Origin of the sequence: Filifactor villosus (assembly GCF_042652965.1) — a bacterium.
In the GTDB taxonomy this organism is placed as follows: Bacteria; Bacillota; Clostridia; order Peptostreptococcales; family Filifactoraceae; genus Filifactor; species Filifactor villosus.
Genome location: NZ_JBHSHL010000055.1, coordinates 1 through 22,863 on the forward strand (window position 1 = coordinate 1; position 22,863 = coordinate 22,863).

Sequence of the window (22,863 nt, forward strand, 5' to 3'; positions counted from 1 at the left end):
CGATCGAGGACTTGATCCAAAGGAGAGAAGATGTTATGCAGTTTTGATGGTACAATCCATCAGAGTAAGAGTTGTTGCACGTAGATTAGATGAGTTCAAGGCGGATGATAAAGAAGCCTAACGAAGAAATTGCTAAAAAGCGCAAAGGAGCTTGTTGCAAGCATTTTAGAGCAGATTCGAAGTGAGCAGAGGAGAGAAGGAAGGAGCGTATATAGACATACGTGACTGACTGAACGACGATAGCGAACAAGAAGATGCCTAAAAGACGCAGTAACAAGGAATATGGTTACAATAGAGTAAGAGATACACCTGTTCCCATTCCGAACACAGAAGTTAAGCCTTACATCGCTGAGGATACTTGGAGTGCAGACTCCCGGGAAAGTAAGTCGTAGCCAATTCCAGTGGCCTCTTGGTCAAGCGGTTAAGACACCGCCCTTTCACGGCGGTAACAGGGGTTCGATTCCCCTAGAGGTCACCAAAAAAGTGGGATCATAGCTCAGCTGGGAGAGCACCTGCCTTACAAGCAGGGGGTCATAGGTTCGAGCCCTATTGGTCCCACCAATTTCATTTTAATTTGATATGGAGGAGTTCCCGAGTGGCCAAAGGGGGCAGACTGTAAATCTGTTAGCTACGCTTTCAGTGGTTCGAATCCACTCTCCTCCACCATCTTAATTATTGTGTGTACTTATTTGCGGGTGTAGCTCAGTGGTAGAGCCCCGGCCTTCCAAGCCGGTTGCGAGGGTTCGATCCCCTTCACCCGCTCCATTTTTTTATATGAGGTTTTGCACCTATAGCTCAATTGGATAGAGCAGTGGCCTTCGAAGCCACGTGCTAGGGGTTCGAGTCCCTTTAGGTGCACCAATCATATACCGCTTTTAAAAAGGATGTCGTGATTATTCTGATCATGACATCCTTTTTAAAGTGTTGTTATTCTCTTTAATCATAGGGGGTTGTTGCCTGTGTGGATTGTTGTATGCTGTTATTTGCTTGAATTATCTGGTTTTATAGAGTGTTGTTATACTATTCTTCGATATTCATCATTCAAAGGAATAATTGATCTTTGCCCTTGTCCGGCATAATGCACAAGGTTTAACAGCATAGGTAAAATAAATAGGAATATCAAGATCTCAGAAGAATAATATTAAGATGTTTTCGAGTATTGTGATTTGAATGTATGGTACCTATACTACTTTAGGAGTATGTTATACTAAATGTTAGTAGCAGTGCAAGTTCATTTTTGGAAAGGGTATAGAGCCTCAAAAGGGAAGGAATATGGGACCAAAAAAGAAGAAAAAATAAGACTTAAGAGGGTTTTGAAATTTTGGAATAAAAGCTATACTTTACTCATAACAAAGCAAGGTACCTTAAACAAACCTTATTCATTTAATAATTTTAAAGGAGGCAGAACCATGAAAAGAATGGGCGGAAAATCATTAATAGGAAGTGTCTTGGCACTATCTTTGGTGCTTGCAGGAACAGGTTATGCATATTGGACAGATACGTTGAGCATCAGCACAAAGGCTACAACAGGAGATTTCGGAGTGACCTTTGCGGACCTCGGACTCTATGCACAATATGACAACGAAACCTTGCAAAACGGCTGGAGTATCGTAGACGGAATTAAGCACGGGGATAACGACGGATTTGTAGCAGACGAGTTCTTTATGAGAGGAAATACCGACTACAACATCATCGCAAGAGAAGGAAGCATCGGCGAGTACTACAAAGAGGCAGAAGGATACAACAACGTAACATTCGATGCGGAACTGAAGAATGCTGAGACCATTAAAAAAGGACCTCAAACTTATGTACACGCAAAAGGAAGCGACGAGATCGAAATGTCGATTCAGAAAATGTATCCGGGATATGCACAAGCATTCCGTACGGACATCGTCAACGTAGGAGATATCGCTGCAAAATTGAGCAACCTGAAGTTTGAACTCAAAGGAGACAACATTGGAAACCTGAAGGACATGATCGGGGTAGCACTTTTGATTGAAGGCGAGCAGTATAGACCGGAGTACAAACCGGGCTGGAACGTATTCAAGCTTGCAGAAGCGATTGGCGACAACACTAAAGTCTTTACAGTAGGCGGAGTTCAGTTTGTAAGATTGTCGGCATTGGAAAATGCGGATTTTGTAAGAGAACTGAAAGATAAGGAAGCAATGCTTTGCACTCCTACCGACAACAGAATGGACCTGTTCTTGGGAGTAGCTATGGATCCTGATGCAGCAGGTAAGTACACATCGGGAAGTACTACTGTAGAAAATCCGGAAGGAAGAGATATAGACTCTGAAAACAAAGAAGTAAAAATCGGAATCAAATTCCTATGGGATCAATTCAATGTAGGAAAAGATGCAGCGAGCCCGAACATCCTTGAAAAACAAAACAACAACTAATCGAGAGGTATTCAGAAAACTATAAATGCGGAAGAATATTTTGAAGAAGTAAGATGAATAAAGATTAATAAATAAAGACTATCGGAGGCAACACTCCGATAGTCTTTATTTTGGTTTGTGATACTATTTCCCGTTTGAAATGCCTATACTAAACCCCAATCAAAATATCAGGTGCATGGGATGTATAGATATAAATCGGAATTTGTAGTAGATGAAAGTGAAAATGAAACTGATACTACGTTTTTGGAACCGAAAACCAAGTCGTAAAACAGAGCATTAGAGCTTTCCGACACTCAAACAGCTGATTTATATCGCTGTTTCATTCGTTTGGATTTCGGTTCCGGAGAGGGATCAATTCTTCTCAAAACCGATCAACATACCCTGTTTACCCGAATAGTAGCTGCACAGCCCGCTGGTCAACATAAGTTCGATCTTCGCGGAGGGATAGATCTCGAGGACGGTCTTACGGATGTGGTTGGCGTGGTCCTCGTTGAAGTTGTGAGCAATGATGAGATGTTTGCCGTTGAATCCTTCTTCCTGCAAGGAAGAGAGTACGATCTTAGCACCTTTGTTTATTCCTCTGTACTTGTGCAGGGGTTCGAGTTTGCCCTCCGTGCTGGCACGTCCCAGGAGGGATATGCCCAGGATGCCGGAAGCAAGTCCGACGATCTTGGGGAGACGCCCGCTCGATACCAAGGTATCCACGTTGTTGAGGATGAAGAACAAGCCCGTGTGCTTCATATAATCCGAGGTCTTTTGGATGACAGTTTCAAAATCATTGCCTTCGGAGAGGAGGGAGGAGATCTTGTATAGGATCAAGGTCATCTCGGGACCTGCCGAGAGGGAGTCAAAGACATGGATCTTTGCATCGGGATTTTCCGCAAGGAACATCTCGCTCGCAAGTTTTGCACTGCTGTAACTCCCGGAGAGACCACCTGTGATTGTAACGACGTAGATCTCATCCGCTCCCTGATACGCATCCAGAAAGGCGTTGGGAGAAGGACAGGCGGTGGAACTTTTTGCCGAGGAGGAAGTAACCTCATCGAGCATGGTCTTTATATCCAAGTCAGGGGTATCGAGGTATTCTCTGTCGCCCGATATGATCGAAAGAGGCGCCCTCGCGAACTTTACATCTTTGCCGGCAGGATGAAAGTTTGTGATGTCACAGCCGGAATCAACAATTATTTTTTTCATAAAGAAAACCTCCTCTAAGGAAACATTCGTGTATTTGTAAGCAAAAAACGTTTACCTGAAAAACAAGAACTTTACAGTTGCACTCTTACAAGATTGAGACTCGCAGGCAAAACGATTAGGGTTATAAGAGCACTATTCACAGTTGAGGTCTGTTGTCTGCAACTCTATTTTCGGTATAGGATGATAAAAGGCAGAACACCTTTTTTCCGGAGCAGGTCCTGCGATGGATGAGAGCTTGGATAGTGAGGAGTCGGTGCAGATCCGAAGAGTGAAATTGATGAATCGTACAGTTTGTCGAACCGATCCGAACGGGTTTCGGTTTGCTGTTGAAACTAAACATATCACAAAGAAGCGTTTTGCTTTACTGAGGAGATGCTTTGTTTGAGTCTTCGAAGCTTGTACTCGTCGGTTCGATCGTTGCCTTTATTGTATTAGAAATTGTAGACAGTAAGACTCTAAATTGTAAAAAAATTGTAGGTTATTATTCTATTGTATAGCATTTTCCTTTATGATACAATTTACAAAACAGGTCGTTTTGTAACAGTTTATGATATTTAGGGGATGGAGATTATGAAGAGAGTAAGAGAAAACAGCTCCAAGTTGTATATGGCGAAGGCACTGATCGAACTGATGAAGACAAAGGCTCTGGATGATATCTCGATTACGATGTTGACGCACAAGGCGGGGGTGTCCAGAATGTCTTACTATCGCTATTTTTCCCATAAGATAGAGGTGTTGGAGAACTATTTGGACAGTCTTATCGAAACGTATTACAAAGAAGTCGATGAAAAATTTCGATTTGAATTTCAGAGCCGGGAGCACATCGTCCAAAGCTTGAGGTATTTCAAAAAACATGCAGATCTTATGCTGTGTTTGACAAGGGCGAATCTTTCTTCGCTGATGATGGAGAGACTGAATGCGTATGTCTTCCAAAGAAGCGGAAGAGAAGAGAGCAAGGAGATGAAGTATCAGCTTTTTTACTACGTGGGAGCGATCTACAACGTATATATTGAGTGGCTCAAGGGCGGACTGAAGGAGTCCGAGAATGACATCGCCGATATCATCTACAGATTCAGGCCGGATATGGGCGAGGGAGCTCTACTTTAAGAGGATGGTTGGAGCGGGCGCAGAAGATCTTAGAGCAGGCAAGGTCAATTTGTATGAGGAGGGGTTTCTTGATACAAAAGTGAATAGGAGAGAAGGTCGAAAAAGTGTGGAAAAATATGGGCTGCTTTTCTGTTGTAATGCTTGAAAAAGGAAGAAAGTGAAAGAAAGCACGGGATGTTTTTTTACAATTGACAATAATTATGTAAAAAATAAGGTAAAACTAAAGAAAAAATGTAAAATATAGTGGACGTTTTATGGTCAAAAACAAATAGAAATCTTGCAGTGCAAGGTTTTTGTTTAAATAAACTCCTTTTGCTAAAAGGAGTTTATTTTGATTTTTAAAAGGAAAGGGTATATGATAGGTTTGGATGAGATCTGAGCGCAAAAAGCCGTGAAACACGGCGGTACAAATGTTCAGAAAGGCAAACATCCAAACTGTTGATGCAAAGAGGGGTGAACGAATTGGAACAGATCATTAAATCCATTATTCAGATAGACAGGGATGCGATCAAGAAGCGCGAGGATGCGGACGAAACCCTGATGGAGATGGAGCAGAGCAAGAAGGAACTTCTTCTTGAACTCAAGAGAGAAATGCAGGAGGCGAACAGGGAGGAGATCGAGAAGTATAAGAAAGAGGCGGAGGCCTTTGTAAAGGAGCAGGAGGAAGAGATCCGCGCTCAGAGTACCAAAAGGCAGAAAAAACTCGATCAAAGGTATGAGAAGTACAGTCCGGTCGTCAGTGAAGAAGTGTTCCGGATGGTGCTTCGCGCTATGGAGGACTAGCTTATGGGCAATACGGCAAGATTCTCCGCCTTGAATACGAAATTGAGAGCGATGAAGACGCAGTTGCTGAGCATGAGAGACTACGAGGCTTTGTTCGCCTTAAGTTCGACGGTTGAGATCTCACGTTATCTGCGTGACAACACGGTATATCGAGAGATACTCAAAGATAGGAGTTTGAAGGATATCCACAGGGGAGAGCTGGAGATCCTTCTTCGCAATCATGGAATCGAAAGACTTCAAGGCTTGGAAAACTTTATGGAGAAGGAATATCGAGATTTCCTGAAGGCAATCCTCTTTCGCTATGAGGTCGAAAACCTGCACATTCTGCTTCGGGGAGTCAGTCAGGCAAGGCCGGCGGCGGATATTCGCAGCAAGCTGTTTCATATCCGTTCGTACCTTGATATCGACTTTGAGTCGCTACTTTATTCGAAGACGGTCGAGGAGGTTATAGAGCGATTCGAAGGCAGTATCCTGGAGGCGGCGCTACGTAACGTAACTGCTGAAGACGTGCAGACCAGAGAGTTTCATATCGAGATGAATACGGACTATGTGTATTTTGAGAATTTGATCCGAAAGGCGGAGAAACTCTCGAAGGAGGACAGGGATATCGCCTTGGAAGTCATCGGTCTCTTTGTAGATGTGATCAATGGAGGCTGGATCTATCGAGCGAAGTTGAATTATTCGATCTCCGATGAGGAGATCCTGAACTATTCCCTACAAGGTGGAGACAGACTGACTTTCAATGTGATGAAACAGCTGGTCTACTCGGCAAATTTCGTCGAAGATTTCGAGGATTTTTTCCGCAAGAAGTACCGAGGGTTGGACGAGGACAGTGTAGTCCACGATCAGCGGTTTATGGATCGTTATATTATGAAGAGGTTGATGGCGTTGAACCAAAATCATCCGATGAGCATAGCAGCTCTCATGGAGTTTGTTCATTCGTTGGAGTATGAAAACCTCAATATGATCACCGTGATCGAGGGAGCAAAATACAATCAGGCGGATAAGTGGGAGTATTTGATCCCCACTTCTTCGAAGATGAGAAAGGAAGGTGGAGGCAAGATATGGCGGTTGAAAAGATGAAGTTGATGAATATCGTTGCACCTGTCGAGTGTATGCACGATATTCTCAGAGAATTGATATTGAGTGAGAGTGCTCATATCAGAAACTATACCGTGAATAAGGTGGCGGATTCGCTGACGATGACCATGCTGTCCAAGTACGAAGATCCGATTCGTGATTCGGGGAGGTTCACCCGATACAAGGCAGAGAAGGCGGACTTCAAGATCTACGAGGACAAACTCGAGGAGATTTCCAAACTTCTGAAGAAGGAAATCCCTTTGAAGAAGACGGATTCAGCCAAGGATATTGAACAGATCAGAGAGAGGATCGATCAAATCCATTCCGCCCTCAAACCCTTGGGAAGGGACAAGGATGAGCACGAGAGGGAGATCCGGGAAAAGGAGGAGTTCCTGGAGAATATCGAAAATCTCCGGGATATGGATATCGATATCGGTGAGATACGGAGTATGCAACATTTCAACTATCATATAGGCACCTTGACCAAGGAACGCAGGATCAAACTCCGTGACAACTACGAGAACATTCCGGCGATCGTGCTACATATAGGAAGTTCTTCAGATGGAGAGAGTTACCTGATCTTTTCGACAAAGCAGGACGAGGAGGAAACATCGAGGATATTGAAATCATTGAATTTCAAGGAGATAGAGTTTCCCGAGAACACCGAAGGAAGGGTCCGTGACGTCGGAAACGATGTGAGGGAACGTATCGACGAACTTAAGAGGAGACGGGAGAGCGACATCGTTGTGATCGAGGAGATCAAGGAGAAGTATTTTGAGGAGATCGTCGAGCTCAAGTCTCTGTTGATGCTCGAGAAGAAGATCGAGGAACTCAAGAGCAATGTGGCGTGGACAAGGAATTTTTTCTATTTTGTGGCTTGGGTATCGGAGGGAGATTATGATGATGTGAGCAAGCGTCTGGAGACTTGTTGTAAGCATATCATTATCGAGAAGATCGACTCCTCCGAGGTCGAGAAGGAGTTGGTGCCGCCAACCAAGCTCAAGAACAACAAGGTGATACGCCCCTTTGAGCTTTTGGTCAATATGTACGGGATCCCAAACTACAAGGAGATCGACCCGACGTTCTTTCTTGGGGTGACTTATCTGGTATTGTTCGGAGCGATGTTCGGGGATGTGGGACAGGGTCTGGTCTTTGTTTTGTTCGGCTTTCTTCTGTCGCGCAAGGAAGCTTCACCTTACGGTGAGATCCTCAAACGTATCGGGATCAGCTCGACGATGTTCGGCTTTATGTATGGGAGTATCTTCGGGAACGAGGAAGTCCTGCCCGCGTTATTCGTGCGTCCGATGGAAGATATCAACTTTGTGTTGTATACCGCGATCGGTTTCGGGGTCATTCTTCTGTTGATCAGTTTCGGGATGTCGATGTGGAACCTGAAAGCGCAAGGAAGGGAGGATGAGATGTTCTTCGGGCGTGATGGCCTTGCGGGGCTGATCTTCTATGTGTCCTTTCTGATCCTTTTGCTCCAGACGGTGCTGAAGGATACCAAGGTCAATGAGGGTATCCTCGTCGGAGCGATGGTGCTTTCGCTGGCGATGATCTTTCTGCGTGTTCCCCTGTATTCGAAGCTCAAGGGACAGAAGCCGGTCTACGAGGAGGGAGCGTCCTCCTACTATATCGAAGGCGGTTTCAATCTGATCGAGACGATATTGAGCCTGCTCTCCAACACGATTTCCTTTATCCGTGTGGGAGCCTTTGCTTTGAACCATGTCGGTCTGTTTTTGGCATTTACGACGATGGCGAACATGGTCAACCATAGGGCGATGGGACTGGCGATCTTGGTGCTGGGCAATATCATCATCATAGGTCTCGAGGGACTTATCGTTTTGATCCAGGGCTTGAGATTGGAGTATTATGAACTTTTCGGCAAGTATTTCAGGGGAGACGGACAAGCATTTGTACCCGTGTCCTATATGGAAAGATAGGGGTCTTGGAGAAATATCGAATAACGACTATTTTGCTTTTGCCGTTGTTTTGCGGAGTATCGAAGGTCTGTGAGATCGATTCCACCAAACTTTATTTTATACCGTTATTCATTTGAACTGTCGATATCGAAGGTTTGTATTTTGAAGTATCAGGAACCGATCTTCGCAGTTGAGGAATGGATAGGACAACGCTTCTGTCGGATAACAGCATTGAATATGAAAGAGGTTCTATATTTTTTTTAAATTGCGCGGTATATCTCTGCTTGTCTTCGTCGAAGAAACAAGATCGGAGGTCGGTTTTCGACACGAAGTCTCGATCGAAGAGCAGGATGCCCGCTTTGCAATTTGTTTCATCATCAGTGAAGTACGATCCGGCGATCAAACGATCCAAACAGGTTCCGGCGTTAGAGATATCGTCGGAGGTTTGAGAGGTCTGAACGGACAGAGAGAGGTTCCTTCTCAAGAAGTCAAAAGATCGGCTGTGGAGACAGGCGGGAGCTCCTGCTTGTCCGCTTAAGAAAACCCGACGGAACGGTTCTTCTCTATAAGTAAAAAGACAGACAGTAATCGAGGAGTATAGGTCATAGGTGAACCGGGCAATAGCATCAATTGAAAGAACAGCTGTGGAAGTAGCAAGAAACGGGAGGAAATTTTCCCGTGTTTCAATAAAGAAATCAATTTTAGGAGGAAGAGTGATGAATTATATCTTGGCAATCATGGTGTTTTTTGTATTGGCAACCATAGGAATAGGTATTCGTATGTATCAGACGGGGAGCGAAAAGAATGTCAAAAAGGCTTTTTTGGCGAACTTGGCCCTATTTGCCCCCTTGGCGGGCTCATCCTTCGCTCTGCTTATTCCTAAGATCGTCTATGCGGCAGGCAATTCCGCAAACAATCCCAATGCGGGAATGGCATTTATCGGAGCGGCGCTGGCGACGGGACTTGCAACGATAGGAGCGGGCTATGCCGTAGGTGCTGCGGGAAGTGCGGCTCTGGGAGCGGTCTCCGAAGATGAAAAGATCTTAGGAAAAACCTTGATCTTTGTAGGTTTGGCGGAAGGGATCGCCATCTACGGTCTGATCGTGTCCATTATGATCTTGGGACAGATATAAAGAGGAAGTGAAGAGATGAGGAGTATATTGATATCGGACAACAACGATACCCTCGTCGGGATGAGACTTGCCGGTATAGAGGCGGTCCTTGCCAAGACTCCGGAGGAGATCAGTAGGGCGATCGATTACGTTTTGCAAAAACCTGAGTTCGGGATCCTGATCGTAACGGAGACGGTGTTTGAAAAGGCGAGGGAGGAACTGATGGAGATCCGGATGTACCGTCGCAGCCCTCTCGTTGTCGAGGTGCCCGACAGGCACGGACAGAGAAGGCCGGACAATTATATCACGCAGTATATCAACGAATCGGTGGGAATAAAACTCTAGGATGATCGGATGTTGACAGGAGAAAGACCGTCAGTTGATAACAAACAGATACAAAGCACTCTAAGGAGGGAGGATGAAGGTATGATCACATTGGAAGAAAAACTTCAACAGTTCCACGATCTGGTCCATGAGAAGGTCGAAAAAGAGATCGGACGGGAAGTGTCGGAGAAAAAAATACAAATACAGACTTTTTTGGAAGAGGAGAAGGCGAGGCTGCAGACGGCGCTTGACAGGGAGAAGACGGCCTCGGTGCGTCGCATCGACAGGCAGAAGTCGGAGAGGATTTCCGCCTTGAAACAGGAGGAGAAACGTAAGTATCTTCGAAAAAATGAGATTTTTATTCGAGATCTGATCCAAAATGTCGAGCAGAAGGCTCGGGACTACGTTCTCGGGGAGGAGTATGTCGATTTTGTCATCCGATTGTTTTCCAAGATCTTGAAGGAGGCAAAGATGGACGTACAAAAGGAGTTCGTGCTATACCTCTGCCCGCCCCGTTTCGATCAGATCAAGGAAAAGATCGCCGACAATGCGATGGAGGAGGGATATACCTCGTTTGAGATCAAGGAAGGTGAGATCAGAGATATAGGAGGCTTTATTCTGGAAATTCCTCAGGACAATGTCAGGATAAACAAGACGATTGCAAAAAAACTCGAATCGATGAGAGACCCGATCGGTCAATACCTCAGCGACTATGTGAGGGAAGGGGCGGAATGGAATGGATAAACAACAGGCCAAGACGCTGTCGGTCAACGGCCCTGTCGTTACGGCGGCAGGGATGAAAGACTTCGAGGTTAGAGAGATGGTTATGGTAGGGCAGAAGAAACTTCTCGGAGAGGTAATCTCCCTGCAAGGGGATGTCGGAACCATCCAAGTCTATGAGGAGACCGAGGGGCTGAAGGTCGGAGAGAGGATAACTCCTACGGATAAGCCCCTGTCCCTGACTCTGGGACCCGGAATGATCGGCAATATCTTTGACGGAATCCAGCGTCCCCTTGAAAAGATCAACGAGATTTCGGGCGAATACATCGCAGAGGGGATCGGATTGATCAGCCTCGACACCGAAAAACTGTGGGAGGTCAAGGTTCTGATCGAGGAAGGAGATTACCTCGAAGAGGGACAGATCTATGCGACGGTACAGGAGACCGAACTGATTGAGCACAGACTGCCCGTACCTCCGGGGATGTCGGGAGAAGTACACAAGGTCAAACCTTCGGGAACCTACAACATCGAAGAGGTCATTGCCGAGATTTCCACAGGAAGAGGAAACAAGCAGCTGAAACTCTATCAAAAATGGCCGGTGCGACTTCCCAGACCGGTAAGGGAGAGAAAGCCCATCCAAGAACTTTTGATCACAGGTCAGAGGGTCCTCGATATCTTCTTCCCGATCGCAAAGGGAGGAACAGCGGCTCTTCCCGGGGGTTTCGGAACAGGAAAGACCATGACCCAACATCAGTTGGCGAAGTGGTCGGATGCCGACATCATCGTCTATATCGGATGCGGAGAGAGGGGAAACGAGATGACGGAAGTCTTGGAGGACTTTCCCAAACTGATTGACCCCAAGAGCGGAAAACCCTTGATGGACAGAACGATACTTATTGCCAACACTTCCAATATGCCTGTTGCGGCAAGAGAAGCAAGTATTTACACGGGAATCACGATGGCGGAGTACTACCGTGATATGGGTTACCATGTTGCCATTATGGCAGACTCCACTTCAAGGTGGGCCGAGGCCCTGCGTGAGATTTCCGGACGTTTGGAAGAGATGCCCGCGGAAGAGGGCTATCCCGCCTACCTTCCTTCGAGATTGGCACAATTCTATGAGAGGGCGGGCTATGTGACGACCCTCGGTGGGGAAGAAGGTTCGGTAACTGTAATCGGAGCCGTATCGCCTCCGGGAGGAGATTTTTCCGAACCGGTAACGGAGAATACAAAAAGGTTCGTAAATGCCTTCCTTGCTCTGGATCGAAGATTGGCCTATGCAAGACACTATCCGGCAATCGGTTATCTGACAAGTTATAGCGGTTATACCAAGGTGCTCAGAGACTTTTATGCGGAAAATGTCGCTCAGGACTTGACAGAGGTCCGCGACAGGATGCTCAAAGTCCTTCACGAGGAGGAAAAACTCAATTCCATCGTCCAACTCGTGGGTGAGGATGTACTGCCCGACGATCAGAGGATCACACTTGAGATCGCAAGGGTGATCAAGAGAGGCTTCCTCCAGCAGAACGCCATGCACGAGGTCGACACCTTCGTACCGCTCGAAAAGCAGTATCGAATGCTTAAGTCGATCGACCATCTTAATACGCGGGCAAAGGAGGCTCTCTCTCATTCGATTGCACAGAGGGAGGTCCGTTCTGTGCAGCTGTTTGAAGAAGTGATCAAGATGAAGTACACGGTACCCAACGATGATATGACGGTCCTGGATGAACTCGACTACGCCATCGACCGCTACTATGACGAATTGATCAAAAAATATCGGAATAAGAAAGAGGTGATGTAATGAGTGATAGAGAATATCTGAAACTGAATCGGGTAAAGGGAGATCTGATCATCTTGGAGGATGTATCGGATGTTTCTTACGGAGAGGTGCTCAACATTACCTTACAGGATGGAGGAAGGCGTAGCGGAAAGGTCGTCGCCATCGAGGGAGATAAGGCAGTTGCACAGGTTTTCCAAGGGACGCAGGGGATATCGACAAGCAATGCGGCAGTCAATTTTACAGGAAAGCCTCTTGAAATACCCCTTTCAAGGGACATCCTCGGACGTGCCTTCAACGGAGTCGGAGAGAGCATCGACCGCATAGGTCCCATCTATTCGCAAAAGAGATACAATGTCAACGGAAGGCCCATGAATCCCGTGGCGAGGACCTATCCTCGAGATTATCTGGAAACGGGGATCTCCGCCATCGACTGTCTGATAACCCTGATTCGAGGACAGAAACTGCCGATCTTTTCGGGCAACGGTCTTTCCCACAACGAACTTGCAGCGCAGATCGTAAGGCAGGCGGGAGTCAAGGGTGAAGAGGGAGACTTCGCCATCGTGTTCGGGGCAATGGGAATCAAACACGACGATGCCGACTTTTTCCGCCAGTCCTTCGAGCGTTCGGGGGTTGTCGAGCACGTTGTTATGTATATCAATCTTGCGGACGATCCCGCCGTGGAAAGGATCACGACACCTCGTTGTGCCTTGACCGCTGCGGAATACCTCGCCTATGAGGAGGGGATGCAGGTCCTGGTCATCCTGACCGACCTTACTTCTTATGCCGAGGCCTTGAGGGAACTCTCATCTTCGAGGGAGGAGGTGCCGGGCAGAAAGGGCTATCCGGGGTATCTCTACAGCGACCTTGCGACCCTCTACGAAAGAGCGGGGATGATCTTGGGCAAGAAGGGCTCGGTTACCCTGCTTCCGATCCTGACGATGCCCAATGACGATATCACCCATCCCATCCCGGATTTGACGGGTTATATTACGGAGGGACAGATCGTTCTTTCACGGGATCTTTCGGGACAGGGGATCTATCCGCCGATCAACATCCTGCCCTCGTTGTCGAGGCTGATGAAGGACGGGATCGGTGAAGGCTATACGAGAGGGGATCATGAAGAAGTGTCCTCCCAGCTGTTCTCCTCTTATTCCAGAGTTCAGGAGGTTCGTTCCTTGGCACAGATCATAGGAGAAGACGACCTTTCAGAGGCGGACAGGAAGTTTATGGAATTCGGACGTCAGTTTGAAGAAAAGTTCCTTTCTCAACACACCGATGAAAAGAGGACGATTGAAGATACCCTGAACATCGCATGGGAGGTGCTTTCGATCCTTCCCAAGGAGGAACTCGAGAGGATATCGCCCGCCACCATCGAAAAGTATTATCGCAAGTAGGCAGGTGATAGGAATGGCAAATGAAATGACGCCTACCAAGGCGAATTTGATGAAGGCCAAGGAGAGTTTGGCATTTTCGCGAAGCGGCTTTGCCCTGCTCGACAAGAAGAGGACGGTTCTTATCCGTGAAGCCATGCTCCTGGTGCAGAAGGCGGACAGACTTCAAAAACAGATCAAAGAAGGCTTTGAGGAAGCCTACCTCGCCCTTCAGGGAGTCAATATGTCGCTGGGGATCAACAATGTGGACGAGATCGCGATGTCCATTCCCGGCTATGAGCACTTCGACATCCTCTACCGGAGCGTCATGGGTTTGGAGGTGCCTTTGGTCGATTACGAACAGGACGAACTCTTGCATACGGATTTCAGCTTCTTTCGAACCAACGAGAAGGTCGATATCGCAGTCATGAAATTCAAGGATCTGCGTTATCTCATCTATGAACTTGCAGAGATCGAAAACGCGGTGTTTAAGATCTCGATGGAAATCAAGAAGACGGCAAAGCGGGCAAATGCTCTTCAAAAAATACAGATCCCGAAGTATGAGGAAGCTGTGAAGTATATTCAGGAAGTGATCGAAGAAAAAGAGAGGGAGGACTTCTTCCGTCTCAAAAAAATCAAGGGCAAAAAAGTTCAGAATGAAGGTTAGAAGAAGGCGGACGCAGATCATAAGAAAGCGTCCGCTTTACAGTTCACAAAAAATTTTTGCAATTTAAAAAATAATGTTTAAAAACATATCTTTTATACTGAAAATAGGGTATAATAGTACAAAGGATGAAAGGGCACGTTCATCCTTTGTACTAGACTTTCACAAGGAGGAAACAGTATGGAACTAAAAATTACGGGAAAAAACGTCAGAATCTCAGACGCCATGGAGAAAGTACTATCGACAAAACTTGGAAAGTTGGATAAGTTTTTTGAGAAGGAAGTATCGGCAAAGGCATTGGTATCCGCATCCAAAAACCTTCAGAAAATCGAAGTGACGATTCCCATAGGATCGGGAATTATTCGTGCCGAGGTGGAAGATGCCGACTTGTACGATGCAACGGATATGGCGGTAGAGAAGCTTGCCAGACAGATTCGCAAGAACAAGGAGAAGCTGATCAGGAAAGGACATGACACCATCCGTTATGAGAACATCGGGGCGGAATTTGACTCGGATGAAGATATACAGGCAAGTATCGTTCGAAGAAAGAGACTGGAGTACAAACCGATGTCGGAAGAAGAGGCGGTCATGCAGATGGAGCTGCTGGGCCATGATTTCTTCCTCTTCCACAGAGCGGAAGACGACATTGTGTGTCTGTTGTACTTAAGACGCGACGGAGACTACGGGATTATCGAACAGGAATAGATCAATAACAAGAAGGGAATCGGGCAACCGGTTCCTTTTTTTATACTATGATCTGTCAGAATTGACAGTTGAATGTTTTGAAACATATCATCCAAATTGTTTTTTGGTAATAATATATTCTGTATACCCTGTATTTCAAACGGAGAATAATATTACAATCAAAAGACATTTCGGTATTTTGGAGTGCAAAATGTTTGTGGCTACAATTTGAATGAAGAACATATAAGGAGGAAGTATGAAAAAAGTTTTGGTAATAGGAGCGGGTATAGGAGGGCTTTCGGCAGCTATCCGCCTTCAGCATGCAGGTTATGAGGTGGAAATCTATGAAAAAGAAGGGATGACGGGAGGGAAGATGCACAGGATAGAGATGCAGGGTCATTCTTTTGACGTGGGGCCTACCCTGGTTATGATGCCTTCGGTCTACCGTGAGATTTTTGAGCTTGCGGGAAGAGATCCCGATGAATACATCCCCATGGTCAAACTTGATCCGATGTATCACGTGTATTTCGATTCTTCTCCTATGAGGTTCTATTCGATCTCCAACGATCTCGAGCAACTTCATAAGATGTTTGAAAAGAAGGGGGTTGAAAATGCGAAGGGATTTTATGATTATCTCAGTTCAATTTACAGGAGGTATCAAATTGCCTTGGATCATTTTATAACAAGGCCTTTTCGAACCAAGCGTGACTTCTACAATCCCAAAACGTTGCTCCATGCCCTTAAGCTAAAAACGTTCGACAGTGCGGATCATATGATGTCGAAGTTTATCTTGGATAAAGATCTGCAACAGATGCTCAGTTTTCAAACTCTTTACATAGGGGTGTCTCCGAAAAAAGGACCTTCTTTGTACAATATCATTCCTTTGATCGAGCTTCTCTATGGAGTTTGGTTTATCAAGGGAGGTATGTATACGATGGCGCAGGGGATGACGAAACTGTTTGAGGAGTTGGGAGGAAAGATTCATCTGAACAAAGCGGTAGAAGAGGTAATCATCCGAGACAAGAGGGCAAGAGGGATTAGGGTCGAGGGAAAGGAGATCTCTTCGGACTATGTGATCTGCGATGCGGATTTTCCTTATGCCGTGAAGAACCTGATCAAAGAAGAGAAGGCGAGAGGACGTTATACCCCGGAACGGATCGATGCCATGGAGTATTCCTGTTCCTGTCTGGTGTTTTATTGGGGAGTGGAAGGAACTTATCCGGATATGGCTGCCCATACCTTTGTGATTGCCGATGATTTGGATCTCAACCTCAAACAGATTTTTGACGGTTCACGGATGGAAGAGCCTTCGATCTATCTTCACATTCCCTCCAATGTCGACAGGGATATGGCACCGGAAGGAAAGTCTTCTTTTTATGTACTCATTCCGGTTTCGGAGGTAGTGACATCCAAGTATCCATGGGAGGAAGAAACGATAGATCATTACAGAGAGCGTGCAATCTCGACCTTGGAAAAGCTTCCTTCTCTTGCGGGTTTGAGGGAAAAAATAACCTGTGAGAGATTCTTTACTCCTCTTGATTTTATGCAGAGGTTCAACGCTTATCGAGGGGCGACCTTCGGGCTCCAACCCACCCTGTTACAAAGCAATCATCTGCGACCTCAGTCCAAGTGCATGTCGTGTGAGGGTCTTTATTTTACGGGAAGCAGCACCCATCCGGGAGCGGGAGTGCCGATCGTTATCGAGGGCGGCAAACTATGTGCGAAGGAGCTTCGAAGAGATGTTGAGAAGGGTGGGATCTTATGAGTTTGAACGCTTCTTATCGGGCGGCGGAGGGCATCATGCGTGAACGTGCAAGCAGTTTTTATCTGGTTTTTCAGGGTATGGAGCGTTCAAAGTTTTTGGATATCGCAGCCATCTATGCCTTTTGTCGCTATGCGGATGATTTGGCGGACGATTCCTGCCAGAGAGGCTCTTTGGTTGAGGATGATTTGGACAGACTTGAGAATAAGGTCAGGTCCCTCTATGACGGGGAGGAGCTTCAATCATGGAGCAAACACGAATGGTGGGATGCATTTGTACAAACGGTAAAAACAAGACGTATTCCAATCGTTCCTTTTTTGAATCAAATTGAAGGTCAAAGGAGTGACGTGCATTTCAAACCTGTTGAAACTTTGGAAGATCTTATCGAGTATTGCAAGAAGGTCGCGGGAACGGTAGGTCTGATGTTGGCTCCCATGTTGAGGGGGCAAAGAGCGGATGAACGATATGAGCGTATTTGTGAAACCTTGGGAGTTGCGATGCAGATTACAAACATCCTGAGGGATATCGGAGAAGACATCAGACAGAGGAAGCGTGTGTATCTTCCTCGGATGTTGATGGAGCACTACGGTGTCAGCGTTTGCAAAATAGAAGATCTGTCAAAACTTAATCGGAGCAGGGGAAGACTCAAGGATGCCGTCCTCTCCGTAAGGGATTCGGAGGTTCCTGAAGAGGTTGTGCTTTTATGGGAGGAGTTGGCTGTGCTTGCAGAGCGGTACTATGAGGAAGTATTCGAAAATCTATATATGTTTGACAGCGACTCTTTGAGAGCTGTAACGACGGCCGGAGTGTATTACAGGGCGATTTTGGACGAGGTTCGAAAAAACCGCTACAACTGTTTTACCACGCGTTGTTATACAAGTATGAAAACAAAAAAGGCCTTGATGAAACAGGTTGGGATCTATGTGGATAAGCATACGGAGGAAGGGAGTCAATGCGGAAAACGTGAGAGGGCTCATCGCGGATAAAGGCTTGGAGTTTTGTTCGGTTGCGGAGCGTTATTTCATATAAATTTTCAGATTACACAAGAACACGGTTTTTTTATTCCCGCAATATAGTATAATAGGTCCTAAAGAGTAGCAGAGTTACAAGACCTCTTTGCGAAAGGCGGGGAAATACAGTGATCAAAGAAAACCAAAAATACTTGAACCGAGTGCAGGTCGCATTGGATATGCTCATCGTGCTCCTCTCGTTTCTGGCGGCGTACTTCATACGATTTGTCTGGATGGAGGGGATCATATCGGTTCCGCTGGGCGAATCTCTCAAGGGAGTCTTTCTCTTCCTTCCCGTGTACATCTTTTTGTATTCGATCTTCCAGCTTTATACACCCAAGCGTACCAATTCGGTATTCTATGAGTTCGGCAAGATCATTCGTGCGAACGTCACAGGGGCATTGATCCTTATCTTGGCTCTGTATCTTCTCAAGTTGATGAACTTCTCTCGGGTCATGCTTTTTATCTTCGTCATCTTAAATACGGTACTGATGATCCTTGAGAGGGGAAGTATCCGTTACGTTCTTCGTCGATACCGAAAGAGGGGTTTCAACCAAAAACACTGCATTGTAATCGGAATGACCGAGATGGCGAAGGATTTTTTCTCCGCCATTCGAAAAAACTCACAGTGGGGCTATCAGATTGTCGGTTATGTCGATGATAAGAGGGACAAGAAGGAGGAGTACAAGTATTTGGGAACCACCTACCAACTTGAGGACATCCTCAAGAAGTACTATGCGGATATCGCCATCATCGCCTTGGACGACAAGGGATATCACAGGTTGGGAGATGTGATCCTCAACTGTGAGAAGGCGGGGATCAAGACTAACATTATTCCTTACTACTACAAGTACATTCCTGCCAATCCCTACGTGGATGATCTTGACGGGATGCCAATCATCGATACGAGACATGTTCCCTTGGATAACCATATGAAGAACTTCGGTAAAAGGTTGTTCGATATCGTGTTTGCAACAGTGGCAATTGTGTTGACCTCTCCCTTTATGTTGATTTCCGTGCTGATGATAAAGCTGACTTCCAAGGGGCCGGTCATCTATAAGCAGGAGAGGGTGGGGCTGAACCGAAAGACCTTTTATATGTATAAGTTTCGTTCAATGAAGGTGCAGTCGAAGGAAGAGGAGAAGGTGCAATGGACGGTCAAGGACGATCCTCGCAAGACCAGGTGGGGGTCTTTTATGCGTAAGACCAGCATTGACGAGCTGCCCCAGTTTTTCAATGTCTTGAAAGGGGAGATGTCCGTTATAGGTCCAAGACCTGAACGACCTCACTTTGTCGAGAAGTTCAAGGAAGAGATCCCCAAATATATGATCAAACATCAGGTAAGGCCGGGCATCACCGGTTGGGCACAGGTCAACGGACTGCGAGGAGATACCTCGATTGAGGAGAGGATCCGCTACGACCTCTACTATATCGAGAACTGGACCTTTGCCTTGGATATCAAGATTGTGATTATGACGTTGGTCAGAGGATTTGTCAATAAAAACGCCTATTGATGGACATGGAGGAAGATTCCTCCCTTCGATCCTACGGAAGGTTTGAAAATGGAGGTGCACTATGATAAGACTGTGCGAGCATAAAGATGAGTCTGTATGGGAGCAACTCAATATCGAGTTTATGAGGTATGAGTATCAGGACGGCAACGTATGGCAGGATCCTCAAGATAAGGGAGATCCGAGTGAGATTTTTTCGCTTATTATGCGGGAGCCGAATTCTCCGAACCGCCTATATGTGATCGAAGAAGGCGGTCAAACAGTCGGATTTATGAATACATCGTGGTTTTTCAGCGTGTGGGCTCATGGAAAGGTCCTGCTCTTGGACGACCTCTATATACGCAAGGACAGGCAGGGACAGGGCATAGGCTCCAAGGCCTTATCGGAACTCGAAAACCTTCTGAAGAAGGAGGGCTTTGAGAGGATTCAGCTCTTGGCGGAAGATACAAATCCGGGAGCTGTGAGGTTTTATGAAAGAGAAAACTATTCGTCGCAGAAACTCACCTTCTTCTGTAAGTATCTGCAAGAGGATTAGGAAACGGATATAAAAACAGTGGACCGAAAATGATAAATACCTTCTTTATCGGAAGATCAGTACGGAGGGTACATATCAAAAACGGACTACTGTTTTTTCTTTGCCTAAGGAGATATCTTGTAATTGGATACTCTTATTCAATAGAAGAATTGTTATGTTCGACTTGGATCTTTCAAAACAAAGCGTTTCGGGTCCGGAAGAAATAAAAAACGTCGATGTCAACCGTTTAAACGAATAGAAGTATGGTTGTATCTGTTTTATGAGCACAAACATCCGTTTTATCTTCTTTTGATATGTATTCTCCGTTTAGAATATCAGGCAAACAGAACATATATTTATCGGAAACGTTTTGAGTGATTGTAGAATTCAAACTTCATGATCGGACAATTTTATACTATTCTCCAATAGAAGTGTGGATATATCTGTTTTTCAAATCACGAAAAGTCGGTTTATCTTCTATGGCTCACAGATCGTTTATGTCCACAACTCAAAAGAATAATAGTATTAATGGATAATCGTATGAATACAGGTTGCTGATATCTATAACTTAAGGGAATAACAGTATGAAATGTGAGTATCCGAGGCATTTTCATTATAGGAGTGTATGTTTTACAACACTCTTTTTTAATGGAGTATTTCAGATCCCAAAATCCAAAAAATAGCCCTAAAATGAATTTTTCTTCGATATTTTGCTCAAAAATCGCCGTTTTTTGTAAAAAATATTAGGAATATGAAAGATAAAAATTGACAAAAAAAAACTTTGCTCTTAAAATATAAAATAATTTATATAAATTATTTATTAAAATTATTTAAAAAACTCAGAGGATGAAAAGGAGATACTACCATGACATTTGAAAAAGTAAAAGAAACGATTTTGGCAAGCTTGAACTGCAAGGAAGAAAAGGTTGTTGCCGAGGCAAGATTGATCGAGGACCTGGAGATGGATTCTCTGGATGCTGCGGACTTGGCGATGGCTCTGGAAGAAGCGTTTGACATTACGATCGCGGATGAGGAGTTTGAGCACTTGGTAACAGTGAAAGATATTGTCGATTATATCGATACACATAAATAAGGCGGATCTATGAAGAAGAATGAGATGATGAAGTTGGCTCAGTGGTTTGCCGATTCAAACCTCAATCGTCTCGTGTGGAAGGATGAGAACTGCTCCCTCGAACTTGAAAAAGGAGGGAGCGGTTCTTCCTATGAAGCACCGCCGAGACAGGAGATGTTGCAGAGAGTCGAAAGAGAAGTCAGGCAGGAGGTCCAGAGTTTCGATAAGGAGGAGGGCTATGTGCTTCGTTCTCCTGTCGTAGGGACGTTTTATTCGAGTCCTTCCCCGGACGAAAAGCCTTTTGTTACGGTGGGACAGAAGGTTTCGAAGGGGCAGGTCGTTTGCATTGTCGAAGCGATGAAGCTGCTCAATGAGATCTCTTCGCCGGTCGACGGTGTGGTAAAGAAGATCTTCATTCAAAATGAAGAGATGGTCGAATACGACGAAAAACTCATCGAGATCGAGGTGGAGTAATGTTTCACAGAATTCTGGTCGCGAATCGCGGAGAGATAGCGGTGCGGATCATCCGTGCCTGTAGAGAATTGAATATAGAAACGGTCGCCGTCTATTCCGATGCGGACAGACACTCCCTCCATGTTCAGATGGCAACGGAGGCGGTCTGTATCGGGAGCGCCCTTCCTAAGAACAGTTACTTAAATATAGGAAATATCTTGAGCGCCGCTCTTCTGAAGGGCTGTGACGCCATCCATCCCGGCTACGGTTTTCTCTCGGAGAACAGCGAGTTTGCAAGGATGACCGAAGAGAGCGGGCTGGTCTTTATCGGGCCGTCTCACGAGATCATCTCCAAGATGGGAGACAAGCAGACGGCGAGAGAGACGATGATCAAAAACAAGGTGCCCGTTATCCCGGGTTCAAAAGAGCTGATCCATACCTTGGACGATGCTTTGAAAGAGGCGGAAGAAATAGGCTATCCCGTCATCATCAAGGCCTCTGCCGGCGGCGGCGGTAAGGGGATGCGTAAGATCTACCGCAGGGAAGCGATGGAGAAGGAGTTTTTCTCAGCGAAGAAGGAGGCTCTTTCCGCCTTCGGAGATGATTCCATCTATATGGAAAAGCTCATCGAGGAGGCCAAGCACATTGAGGTACAGATTCTTGCAGACAAAAGGGGTAACGTCATTCACCTTGGAGAGAGGGACTGCTCCCTTCAAAGGAAGAACCAAAAGATGATCGAGGAGGCTCCCTGCCGATTGTTGACGCCGGAGCTACGCGAAAAAATGGGCGAAGCGGCCCTGAATGCGGCAAGGGCGGTCAACTATACGTCGGCCGGGACGATCGAGTTTCTTCTGACTGAGGACAACGAGTTTTATTTTATGGAAATGAATACGAGGGTGCAGGTCGAACATCCAGTTACCGAAATGGTAACAGGGGTCGACATCGTCAAGGAGCAGATCAGGATCGCCTTCGGGCTTCCTCTGTCCTTTACTCAGGAGGATGTGCGGATAGAAGGTTTTTCGATGGAGTGTCGCATCAACGCCGAAAATCCGAGCAACAACTTTATGCCTTCCTGCGGGAAGGTCAATATCGTCAACCTTCCGGGCGGGAACGGAGTGCGGGTGGATTCGTTTCTGTACCAGGACTATGAGATCAGCCCCTACTACGATTCCATGTTGGCGAAGCTCATCGTTCACGGGAGGACGAGGCAGGAGGTACTCAGAAAGATGCGCAGGGCCTTGGAGGAGTTTATGATCCGGGGGGTATCGACCAACATCGGTCTGCTGTATCTGTTGACCTACGAAAAAAGAGTGATCAAAGGCGATTACAAGACGAGTTTTTTGGAGCAAAACTTGGATAAGTTGATCGAATTTGCGGAAGGTATTTAGTGAAAAGAGGACAG

At 45.9% G+C, this 22,863-nt stretch carries 20 protein-coding genes, 5 tRNA genes and 1 rRNA gene; 25 read left to right on the forward strand and 1 reads right to left on the reverse strand.

Annotated features, from left to right (window positions below; all coding sequences use genetic code 11):
* Positions 1–281: 281 nt before the first annotated feature.
* The 7 genes from rrf to ACFO4R_RS11100 all read left to right on the forward strand — a co-directional run bounded on the left by rrf (position 282) and on the right by ACFO4R_RS11100 (position 2,399).
* A 5S ribosomal RNA gene (gene rrf, locus ACFO4R_RS11070) occupies positions 282–398 on the forward strand.
* A gap of 5 nt (positions 399–403) precedes the next feature.
* Positions 404–478, forward strand: a tRNA-Glu gene (locus ACFO4R_RS11075).
* Positions 479–485: 7 nt separating this feature from the next.
* A tRNA-Val gene (locus tag ACFO4R_RS11080) sits at positions 486–561 on the forward strand.
* Between the two features lie 20 nt (positions 562–581).
* A tRNA-Tyr gene (locus ACFO4R_RS11085) sits at positions 582–666 on the forward strand.
* Between the two features lie 25 nt (positions 667–691).
* Positions 692–765: transfer RNA gene (locus ACFO4R_RS11090), tRNA-Gly, on the forward strand.
* Positions 766–784: 19 nt separating this feature from the next.
* A tRNA-Arg gene (locus ACFO4R_RS11095) sits at positions 785–861 on the forward strand.
* A gap of 548 nt (positions 862–1,409) precedes the next feature.
* Positions 1,410–2,399 (forward strand): SipW-dependent-type signal peptide-containing protein, encoded by a 990-nt coding sequence (locus tag ACFO4R_RS11100; RefSeq protein ID WP_379789213.1) that lies wholly within the window; start codon positions 1,410–1,412, stop codon positions 2,397–2,399.
* Between the two features lie 351 nt (positions 2,400–2,750).
* Here ACFO4R_RS11100 and ACFO4R_RS11105 read toward each other — a convergent pair whose 3' ends face one another.
* Entirely contained in the window at positions 2,751–3,593 is an 843-nt protein-coding gene (locus tag ACFO4R_RS11105; protein ID WP_379789215.1) for a DegV family protein, read from the reverse strand.
* Positions 3,594–4,163: 570 nt separating this feature from the next.
* Between ACFO4R_RS11105 and ACFO4R_RS11110 the strand changes: the two genes are divergently transcribed.
* From ACFO4R_RS11110 to accC, 18 genes are all read left to right on the forward strand, one after another.
* A complete protein-coding gene (locus ACFO4R_RS11110) occupies positions 4,164–4,700 on the forward strand; it encodes a TetR/AcrR family transcriptional regulator (protein WP_379789217.1) in 537 nt (178 codons plus the stop codon).
* A 462-nt stretch (positions 4,701–5,162) separates the two neighbouring features.
* Positions 5,163–5,483, forward strand: coding sequence for a hypothetical protein (locus tag ACFO4R_RS11115; protein WP_379789218.1), 321 nt, complete (start codon positions 5,163–5,165; stop codon positions 5,481–5,483).
* Positions 5,484–5,486: 3 nt separating this feature from the next.
* Positions 5,487–6,566 carry a V-type ATPase subunit gene (locus ACFO4R_RS11120; RefSeq protein ID WP_379789220.1) on the forward strand — a complete coding sequence of 360 codons (1,080 nt, stop codon included), beginning with the start codon at positions 5,487–5,489 and terminating at the stop codon, positions 6,564–6,566.
* Positions 6,548–8,506 (forward strand): V-type ATP synthase subunit I, encoded by a 1,959-nt coding sequence (locus tag ACFO4R_RS11125; protein ID WP_379789221.1) that lies wholly within the window; start codon positions 6,548–6,550, stop codon positions 8,504–8,506. Before ACFO4R_RS11120 ends, ACFO4R_RS11125 begins: the two co-directional genes overlap by 19 nt.
* 695 nt (positions 8,507–9,201) lie before the next feature.
* Positions 9,202–9,618, forward strand: coding sequence for an ATP synthase subunit C (locus ACFO4R_RS11130; protein ID WP_379789222.1), 417 nt, complete (start codon positions 9,202–9,204; stop codon positions 9,616–9,618).
* A 15-nt stretch (positions 9,619–9,633) separates the two neighbouring features.
* On the forward strand, positions 9,634–9,942 hold the full coding sequence (locus ACFO4R_RS11135) for a V-type ATP synthase subunit F (RefSeq protein ID WP_379789223.1): 309 nt from the start codon (positions 9,634–9,636) through the stop codon (positions 9,940–9,942).
* Between the two features lie 81 nt (positions 9,943–10,023).
* Positions 10,024–10,665 carry a V-type ATP synthase subunit E gene (locus tag ACFO4R_RS11140; RefSeq protein WP_379789225.1) on the forward strand — a complete coding sequence of 214 codons (642 nt, stop codon included), beginning with the start codon at positions 10,024–10,026 and terminating at the stop codon, positions 10,663–10,665.
* On the forward strand, positions 10,658–12,442 hold the full coding sequence (locus ACFO4R_RS11145; RefSeq protein ID WP_379789226.1) for a V-type ATP synthase subunit A: 1,785 nt from the start codon (positions 10,658–10,660) through the stop codon (positions 12,440–12,442). Before ACFO4R_RS11140 ends, ACFO4R_RS11145 begins: the two co-directional genes overlap by 8 nt.
* Complete coding sequence (locus ACFO4R_RS11150; protein ID WP_379789227.1) at positions 12,442–13,815, forward strand: V-type ATP synthase subunit B; 1,374 nt, start codon at positions 12,442–12,444, stop codon at positions 13,813–13,815. Before ACFO4R_RS11145 ends, ACFO4R_RS11150 begins: the two co-directional genes overlap by 1 nt.
* Before the next feature lie 13 nt (positions 13,816–13,828).
* Positions 13,829–14,458, forward strand: coding sequence for a V-type ATP synthase subunit D (locus ACFO4R_RS11155; RefSeq protein ID WP_379789229.1), 630 nt, complete (start codon positions 13,829–13,831; stop codon positions 14,456–14,458).
* A 177-nt stretch (positions 14,459–14,635) separates the two neighbouring features.
* Complete coding sequence (gene hpf, locus ACFO4R_RS11160; protein WP_379789231.1) at positions 14,636–15,160, forward strand: ribosome hibernation-promoting factor, HPF/YfiA family; 525 nt, start codon at positions 14,636–14,638, stop codon at positions 15,158–15,160.
* 235 nt (positions 15,161–15,395) lie between these two features.
* Positions 15,396–16,904 (forward strand): phytoene desaturase family protein, encoded by a 1,509-nt coding sequence (locus ACFO4R_RS11165; protein ID WP_379789232.1) that lies wholly within the window; start codon positions 15,396–15,398, stop codon positions 16,902–16,904.
* The gene (locus ACFO4R_RS11170) at positions 16,901–17,887 is read left to right on the forward strand and encodes a phytoene/squalene synthase family protein (protein WP_379789234.1); all 987 of its coding nucleotides are present in this window, start codon (positions 16,901–16,903) and stop codon (positions 17,885–17,887) included. Before ACFO4R_RS11165 ends, ACFO4R_RS11170 begins: the two co-directional genes overlap by 4 nt.
* A 152-nt stretch (positions 17,888–18,039) precedes the next feature.
* On the forward strand, positions 18,040–19,425 hold the full coding sequence (locus ACFO4R_RS11175; protein WP_379789235.1) for an undecaprenyl-phosphate glucose phosphotransferase: 1,386 nt from the start codon (positions 18,040–18,042) through the stop codon (positions 19,423–19,425).
* A gap of 61 nt (positions 19,426–19,486) precedes the next feature.
* Positions 19,487–19,957 carry a GNAT family N-acetyltransferase gene (locus tag ACFO4R_RS11180; protein WP_379789236.1) on the forward strand — a complete coding sequence of 157 codons (471 nt, stop codon included), beginning with the start codon at positions 19,487–19,489 and terminating at the stop codon, positions 19,955–19,957.
* A gap of 844 nt (positions 19,958–20,801) precedes the next feature.
* The gene (gene acpP, locus ACFO4R_RS11185; protein WP_379789237.1) at positions 20,802–21,029 is read left to right on the forward strand and encodes an acyl carrier protein; all 228 of its coding nucleotides are present in this window, start codon (positions 20,802–20,804) and stop codon (positions 21,027–21,029) included.
* Positions 21,030–21,038: 9 nt separating this feature from the next.
* Positions 21,039–21,482 (forward strand): acetyl-CoA carboxylase biotin carboxyl carrier protein, encoded by a 444-nt coding sequence (gene accB, locus ACFO4R_RS11190; RefSeq protein WP_379789238.1) that lies wholly within the window; start codon positions 21,039–21,041, stop codon positions 21,480–21,482.
* A complete protein-coding gene (gene accC, locus ACFO4R_RS11195) occupies positions 21,482–22,849 on the forward strand; it encodes an acetyl-CoA carboxylase biotin carboxylase subunit (protein WP_379789239.1) in 1,368 nt (455 codons plus the stop codon). Before accB ends, accC begins: the two co-directional genes overlap by 1 nt.
* Positions 22,850–22,863: the final 14 nt, after the last annotated feature.

Excerpts from the sequence above, each read along its gene's own strand:
- ACFO4R_RS11165 (WP_379789232.1), top strand. The coding sequence starts at position 15,396 with ATGAAAAAAGTTTTGGTAATAGGAGCGGGTATAGGAGGGCTTTCGGCA.
- ACFO4R_RS11130 (WP_379789222.1), top strand. The coding sequence starts at position 9,202 with ATGAATTATATCTTGGCAATCATGGTGTTTTTTGTATTGGCAACCATA.
- ACFO4R_RS11100 (WP_379789213.1), top strand. The coding sequence starts at position 1,410 with ATGAAAAGAATGGGCGGAAAATCATTAATAGGAAGTGTCTTGGCACTA.
- ACFO4R_RS11120 (WP_379789220.1), top strand. The coding sequence starts at position 5,487 with ATGGGCAATACGGCAAGATTCTCCGCCTTGAATACGAAATTGAGAGCG.
- ACFO4R_RS11145 (WP_379789226.1), top strand. The coding sequence starts at position 10,658 with ATGGATAAACAACAGGCCAAGACGCTGTCGGTCAACGGCCCTGTCGTT.
- ACFO4R_RS11155 (WP_379789229.1), top strand. The coding sequence starts at position 13,829 with ATGGCAAATGAAATGACGCCTACCAAGGCGAATTTGATGAAGGCCAAG.
- accC (WP_379789239.1), top strand. The coding sequence starts at position 21,482 with ATGTTTCACAGAATTCTGGTCGCGAATCGCGGAGAGATAGCGGTGCGG.
- ACFO4R_RS11150 (WP_379789227.1), top strand. The coding sequence starts at position 12,442 with ATGAGTGATAGAGAATATCTGAAACTGAATCGGGTAAAGGGAGATCTG.
- acpP (WP_379789237.1), top strand. The coding sequence starts at position 20,802 with ATGACATTTGAAAAAGTAAAAGAAACGATTTTGGCAAGCTTGAACTGC.
- hpf (WP_379789231.1), top strand. The coding sequence starts at position 14,636 with ATGGAACTAAAAATTACGGGAAAAAACGTCAGAATCTCAGACGCCATG.
- ACFO4R_RS11170 (WP_379789234.1), top strand. The coding sequence starts at position 16,901 with ATGAGTTTGAACGCTTCTTATCGGGCGGCGGAGGGCATCATGCGTGAA.
- ACFO4R_RS11105 (WP_379789215.1), bottom strand. The coding sequence starts at position 3,593 with ATGAAAAAAATAATTGTTGATTCCGGCTGTGACATCACAAACTTTCAT.
- accB (WP_379789238.1), top strand. The coding sequence starts at position 21,039 with ATGAAGAAGAATGAGATGATGAAGTTGGCTCAGTGGTTTGCCGATTCA.
- ACFO4R_RS11125 (WP_379789221.1), top strand. The coding sequence starts at position 6,548 with ATGGCGGTTGAAAAGATGAAGTTGATGAATATCGTTGCACCTGTCGAG.
- ACFO4R_RS11135 (WP_379789223.1), top strand. The coding sequence starts at position 9,634 with ATGAGGAGTATATTGATATCGGACAACAACGATACCCTCGTCGGGATG.
- ACFO4R_RS11140 (WP_379789225.1), top strand. The coding sequence starts at position 10,024 with ATGATCACATTGGAAGAAAAACTTCAACAGTTCCACGATCTGGTCCAT.
- ACFO4R_RS11180 (WP_379789236.1), top strand. The coding sequence starts at position 19,487 with ATGATAAGACTGTGCGAGCATAAAGATGAGTCTGTATGGGAGCAACTC.
- ACFO4R_RS11110 (WP_379789217.1), top strand. The coding sequence starts at position 4,164 with ATGAAGAGAGTAAGAGAAAACAGCTCCAAGTTGTATATGGCGAAGGCA.